We start from the raw sequence: 5,660 nt of genomic DNA, 5'->3' as shown, positions 1-5,660 counted from the left end.
CGAAGCCTTCCGGCCCATGGAGCTTGATCGTGCCGTCGCGCAGGACGGTCTCGTTTCCGGTAACGGTCTGGTATTCGGTCATCCCGGCCATGTAGCGACGATGCGGCGAAAATGCGAGGGTTTCACCGCATGATGCTGAACGAGGCCCGATATTGCGGCTTCACCACTTTCATCACCGCAGGGGTTACCGGCAACGTCACTTCATAATCCCCTTCCGCATAGGGCCCGGCGGCATAGGGCGGAACGAGGAAGCCGATGCGGTCGAAGGTCTGGCCGTTGGAGGAACCCAGGATCACGGTGACGGAATCGAAGCCGATGCAGGCCGTCATCCAGTCATCCGCGCTGCGCACGATCTGCTCGCCGCGCTTTTCCTCGCGCTGCTTGTCGAGCGCATTGCAGAAGGCAGGCTGTGCCGCGCCCTGCAGCGCCTCCACCGACCGCCGGTAAATTCCCAATGCGTGGCCGAAAGGCTCAGCCAGCCGGGCAGATCGGTCACCACCTGCCAGTTGGTGGAATAGCCATAGGCATGGAACGGATAGCCGCCGGTTTCGGCATCCTTGCGCCCGGCGATGGCGGAACTTTCCGTCTCCGCCATGTCCTTCTTCGCCCGCTCTTCCAGCATGGCACGAAGGCCTGGAATGGCGTCGGCCTGTGCGGGGAAGGTATATTCGAAATCATAGGTTTCGTTCGCCTGGGCGATCTTGCGCGCCTCTGCCTGCGGCGTGGCGGAGGGAGATGCAGCAGGGCTGGCGGTGGGGGAAGCCCTTGCCGCTTCCTTCTCCCCGGCAGGGGGCGAAGCAGAACAGCCCGCCACTGCGACACAAGCGGCAGGCAACAGGGTGGCGGAAAGGGCACTGGCAATAGCGGAGCGGACAGCCATCGAAATTTCCCCTCGCGGTTCGGCGGCAGGTGATGCAGATGGGAAGCATGATCGACAAGGACACATTGATCCAGCCTGACCGGGGGCAGAAAGCCACCGAAATTCACCTGATCGACAAGCAGGGCTTCGAAGCCTGGCTCAAGAAGCTCAACCCGGCCCAGCGCGCGGCTGTGGAAGCGCAGAAATTCACTGCCGGTGGATATCAGACCGTGATCGTGCCCGATGGAGACGGCTGGTTTGCCGCAGGCGGCGTGGCGAATACCGCCTCGCTCTCAAGCTGGTGCCTGGCCAAGCTGGCCGAAGTGCTGCCCGCCGGCACCTATCGCCTGATGACCGGCGATCCCGGCCCCGCCCTGCACGGCTGGCAGACCGGGCAATATCGGTTCACCCGCTATCGCAAGGACAAGGAGGAAGAGGGCGACCGCATCCTGCTGACCAAAGGCGTGAAGGCGATAGAGCCCGCTTTGGCCGAAGCCCGTGCGGTGATGACCGTGCGCGATCTGGTCAACACTCCCGCCGAGGATATGGGCCCCGCCCAGATCGAGGCGGAAGTGGAAGCGCTTGCCAAGGCGCATGCGGCCAAGGTCTCCGTCACCAAGGGTGACCGGCTGGAAAGCGAATTTCCCATGGTCAACGCCGTGGGCCGCGCCGCCAGCCGCCATCATGCCCCGCGCATGATCGAACTGACCTGGGGCAGCGAGAAAGCGCCGAAACTCGCGCTGGTCGGCAAGGGCGTGTGCTTCGATTCCGGCGGGCTGGACATCAAGCCCGCGCGCGGCATGGCGCTGATGAAGAAGGATATGGGCGGCGCGGCCCACGCGCTGGCCCTTGCCGGGCTGGTGATGGAAGCCGGGCTCAACGTGCGGCTCCAGTTGCTGATCCCGGCCGTGGAGAACGCCGTGGCGGGCAATGCCTTCCGTCCGGGCGACATCCTCCGCTCCCGCAAGGGCCTGTCGGTGGAAATCGGCAATACCGATGCCGAAGGCCGCCTGATCCTGGCCGATGCGCTGGCGCTCGCGTCGGAAAGCGAGCCGGATTTGATCATCGACTTCGCGACCCTGACCGGCGCCGCGCGCGTCGCGCTGGGGCCGGACCTGCCCGCCCTGATGGCCCGGCGCGAGGAAACCGCGCATGCCCTGATCGAAACGGGCAAGGCGCATGATGACGCCGTGTGGCAATTGCCGCTGCACCCGGCCTATGCCGAGTGGCTGAAATCCGACGTCGCCGATCTCAACAACTCGCCGGACAATGGCTATGCCGGGGCGAGCGTGGCAGGCCTGTTCCTCGACAAATTCGTGGGCGAAGGCATCGACTGGGCTCACTTCGACACCTTTGCCTGGCGCCCCACGGCCAAGCCGGGCCGCCCCAAGGGCGGCGACGCGCTGGGCCTGCGTGCGGCATGGCACATGCTGAAGGCGCGCTATGCCGGGTGAAACGACGGCAAATCTTGCCCCGAAGGCCCTTGCAGTCTAAGCGCGCGCGAACTTCATCCAGCAGACGGACCCTTCGTTGAACGCCACCGCATCGACCTCAGACAATTCGAACCTGGGCCCCTTCGCCCTGACCGGCCCGGTTGCCAAGCCCGATCCGCGCACGGTTCCCCTGCGCGGCGACATTGCGCATGTCGCGCTGGCGGGCCGATATTTCGTGCCGCATTACGTCGTGCCGATGCCGCTGATGGTGTGCGACATGGGCGCGAACATGCGCGCCGAGGCCTCCGATGAATCCGAGATCGTCTATGACCTGTCGCCGGGTCAGCGGTTCGACGTGCTGGACAGCAATGCCACCTGGGCCTGGGGTTGCCTGGGCCCCGATGGTCCGGTCGGCTATGTGAAGACCAACGAATTGCTGGACCCGTTCGCATGACCGCCTCCGTCTTCATCGACGGTGCAGCGGGCACCACCGGCCTGGAAATCGCCGACCGGCTTGCGGGGCGGAGCGAGTTCACGCTGATCGCGCTCGACGATGCGCGGCGCAAGGACCCGGCCGCACGGGCCGAGGCGCTCAACGCCGCCGATTTCGTGATCCTGTGCCTGCCCGACGATGCCGCACGCGAATCCGTCGCGCTGATCGAGAACGATACCACCCGCGTGATCGACGCTTCCACCGCACACCGCGTGGCGCCGGGCTGGACCTATGGCTTCCCGGAAGTCGAAGGCCGCCGTAACGTGGCGCAGGCAATGCGCGTGTCCAATCCGGGCTGCTATTCCACTGGCTTCATCGCCCTGGGCCACAAGCACGTGCCGGAAATGCAGGCCCGTTGCGGCCTTGCCCTGCCCCCGATCTTCACTCCCGCAGTGATCCCGGCCCATCGCGGCATGGTGGTGGAAATCCCGCTGCCGCGCGCCGCAATGCAGGGTGCCGCCTCGCCTGACGAGCTGCGCCAATGCCTCGCCGCTTTCTATGCGGACAGCCCCGTCGTCCATATGGGCGAAAGCCCGGCGGACGGCGAATTGCTGCTGCGCGCATCGAACCAGGGGAACGACAGGCTGGACCTGTTCGTCTTCGCCAGCTCCGATGCATCGCAGGTCCGCCTGATCGCCATGCTCGACAATCTGGGCAAGGGTGCCAGCGGTGCTGCCGTGCAGAGCCTCAACCTGATGGCCGGGCTGGAAGAAACCGCAGGTTTGCGGCTCTAGGCAAAGGTTAACTGCCTAAAAAACGGGCAGCTTCCTGCCCGAATTTTGCCCATTTATGAGCGGCGGCGCGAGACGGAATTGTTGCCACAGTCGCGCCGCTGCTTTCGCGATCTTGCGAATCCGCACTTTCCCAAGGGCCGCCGATCTTCTACGCCCCATTTCCAGCCCCAGGCATGATTCTTGGTCGTGTTGGCACGATTCTTGAAGATGATTGCGCCGGGGAAATTCAAACTCCCCCGGTTCGGCTTCCTGAAGCCGGCGCGGATAGCAACAGGGGTCTGGGACCAAGTGAAAAAGATCGAAGCGATCATCAAGCCCTTCAAGCTCGACGAGGTGAAGGAAGCGCTGCATGAAATCGGCGTATCCGGCATCACCGTTACCGAGGCCAAGGGCTTCGGCCGTCAGAAGGGCCATACCGAGCTCTATCGCGGTGCCGAATATGTCGTGGATTTCCTGCCCAAGGTGAAGCTGGACGTCGTCGTTTCCGACGACATGGCCGAGCGCGTGGTGGAAGCGATTGCAGCAGCCGCGCAAACCGGCCGCATCGGCGACGGCAAGATCTTCGTCTCGCCCATCGACACTGCCCTGCGCATCCGCACCGGCGAGCGCGACGACGCCGCAATCTGACAGATCAGACCGAACAGCCCCCGGCGGTCCTTCCGCCGGAGGAATAACAATACGAACAAGTCCATTGGAGGAATTGAGTTATGCCCAGTGCAAAGGAAATCGTGAAGCGGATCAAGGATGAGGAGATCGAGTGGGTCGATCTTCGCTTCACCGATCCCAAGGGCAAGTGGCAGCACCTGACCATGGTCGCCTCCGTGCTCGGCGAAGACGAGCTGGAAGACGGCCTGATGTTCGACGGTTCGTCGATCGAAGGCTGGAAGGCCATCAACGAATCCGACATGATCCTGAAGCCTGACCTCGACGCGGTCTACATCGATCCGTTCTCGGCCACGCCGATGATGATCCTCGTGTGCGACATCGTCGAACCCTCGAGCGGCGAACTCTACGCCCGCGACCCGCGTTCGACCGCCAAGCGCGCCGAAGCCTACGTCAAGGCAACCGGCATCGGCGACACCGTCTATGTTGGCCCGGAAGCCGAATTCTTCCTGTTCGACGACGTCAAGTTCTATGACGGCTACGACGGCAACGGCTTCAAGATCGACGACATCGAACTGCCGACCAATTCCAACCGCGACTACGAAGCCGGCAACCTGGCCCACCGTCCGCGCGCCAAGGGCGGCTACTTCCCCGTCGCTCCGGTCGACAGCTGCGTCGACATCCGTGGCGAAATGGTTTCGACCATGCTCGAAATGGGCCTGCCCTGCGACAAGCACCACCACGAAGTGGCCTCGGCGCAGCACGAACTCGGCCTGACCTTCGGCACGCTGGTGACCACCGCCGACCGCATGCAGGTCTACAAATATGTCGTGCAGCAGGTTGCCCATGCCTATGGCAAGACCGCCACGTTCATGCCGAAGCCGATCATGAAGGATAACGGCTCGGGCATGCACACCCACATCTCGATCTGGGACGGTGGCAAGCCCCTGTTCGCGGGCAACGGCTATGCCGGCCTGTCGGACATGTGCCTGTACTTCATCGGCGGCGTCATCAAGCACGCCAAGGCCCTGAACGCCTTCACCAACCCGACCACCAACAGCTACAAGCGTCTGGTGCCGGGCTACGAAGCCCCCGTGCTGCTGGCCTATTCGGCCCGCAACCGCTCGGCTTCGTGCCGCATCCCCTACGGTGCGGGCGAGAAGGCAAAGCGCGTGGAATTCCGTTTCCCCGACGCGATGGCCAACCCCTATCTGTGCTACGCCGCGCTGCTCATGGCCGGTCTCGACGGGATCAAGAACAAGATCCACCCGGGCGAAGCTATGGACAAGAACCTCTACGATCTGCCGCCGGCCGAACTGGCCCAGGTGCCGACCGTCTGCGGTTCGCTGCGTGAAGCCCTGGAATCGCTGGAAGCCGATTACGACTTCCTGCTCGAAGGCGGCGTGTTCACCAAGGACCAGCTGGAAGCCTATATCGAACTGAAGTGGCCGGAAGTGCTGCGTTGGGAAACCACGCCGTCGGCCGTCGAGTTCGACATGTACTACTCGCTCTAAGCGAGCATGCGTTGGGGGGCCGGC

At 63.9% G+C, this 5,660-nt stretch carries 7 protein-coding genes; 5 read left to right on the top strand and 2 right to left on the bottom strand.

Annotated features, from left to right (window positions below; all coding sequences use genetic code 11):
- Positions 1 to 122: 122 nt before the first annotated feature.
- Positions 123 to 329: a hypothetical protein gene (locus tag B7Y89_RS18255; RefSeq protein ID WP_292941059.1), complete on the bottom strand. Its 207-nt coding sequence runs from the start codon at positions 327 to 329 to the stop codon at positions 123 to 125.
- Positions 326 to 880: a DUF4163 domain-containing protein gene (locus tag B7Y89_RS18250; RefSeq protein ID WP_292941057.1), complete on the bottom strand. Its 555-nt coding sequence runs from the start codon at positions 878 to 880 to the stop codon at positions 326 to 328. Before B7Y89_RS18250 ends, B7Y89_RS18255 begins: the two co-directional genes overlap by 4 nt.
- 47 nt (positions 881 to 927) lie before the next feature.
- On the opposite strand from B7Y89_RS18250, the gene B7Y89_RS18245 reads away from it, so the two are divergent.
- From B7Y89_RS18245 to glnA, 5 genes are all read left to right on the top strand, one after another.
- Entirely contained in the window at positions 928 to 2,313 is a 1,386-nt protein-coding gene (locus B7Y89_RS18245) for a leucyl aminopeptidase family protein (RefSeq protein WP_292941055.1), read from the top strand.
- Between the two features lie 76 nt (positions 2,314 to 2,389).
- Entirely contained in the window at positions 2,390 to 2,746 is a 357-nt protein-coding gene (locus B7Y89_RS18240) for an SH3 domain-containing protein (RefSeq protein ID WP_292941053.1), read from the top strand.
- Positions 2,743 to 3,519: an N-acetyl-gamma-glutamyl-phosphate reductase gene (locus tag B7Y89_RS18235; protein ID WP_292941052.1), complete on the top strand. Its 777-nt coding sequence runs from the start codon at positions 2,743 to 2,745 to the stop codon at positions 3,517 to 3,519. Before B7Y89_RS18240 ends, B7Y89_RS18235 begins: the two co-directional genes overlap by 4 nt.
- Positions 3,520 to 3,807: 288 nt before the next feature.
- Positions 3,808 to 4,146 (top strand): P-II family nitrogen regulator, encoded by a 339-nt coding sequence (locus tag B7Y89_RS18230; protein ID WP_054532344.1) that lies wholly within the window; start codon positions 3,808 to 3,810, stop codon positions 4,144 to 4,146.
- 80 nt (positions 4,147 to 4,226) lie between these two features.
- A complete protein-coding gene (glnA, locus tag B7Y89_RS18225) occupies positions 4,227 to 5,636 on the top strand; it encodes a type I glutamate--ammonia ligase (protein ID WP_292941051.1) in 1,410 nt (469 codons plus the stop codon).
- Positions 5,637 to 5,660 lie beyond the last annotated feature (24 nt).

Origin of the sequence: Novosphingobium sp. 32-60-15, from assembly GCF_002280675.1 — a bacterium.
Taxonomy (GTDB): Bacteria; Pseudomonadota; Alphaproteobacteria; order Sphingomonadales; family Sphingomonadaceae; genus Novosphingobium.
The sequence above is the reverse complement of the archived record's forward strand: the minus strand, read 5'-3'. Positions and strand labels throughout refer to the sequence as shown.

Excerpts from the sequence above, each read along its gene's own strand:
- glnA (WP_292941051.1), top strand. The coding sequence starts at position 4,227 with ATGCCCAGTGCAAAGGAAATCGTGAAGCGGATCAAGGATGAGGAGATC.
- B7Y89_RS18245 (WP_292941055.1), top strand. The coding sequence starts at position 928 with ATGATCGACAAGGACACATTGATCCAGCCTGACCGGGGGCAGAAAGCC.
- B7Y89_RS18235 (WP_292941052.1), top strand. The coding sequence starts at position 2,743 with ATGACCGCCTCCGTCTTCATCGACGGTGCAGCGGGCACCACCGGCCTG.
- B7Y89_RS18250 (WP_292941057.1), bottom strand. The coding sequence starts at position 880 with ATGGCTGTCCGCTCCGCTATTGCCAGTGCCCTTTCCGCCACCCTGTTG.
- B7Y89_RS18255 (WP_292941059.1), bottom strand. The coding sequence starts at position 329 with ATGACGGCCTGCATCGGCTTCGATTCCGTCACCGTGATCCTGGGTTCC.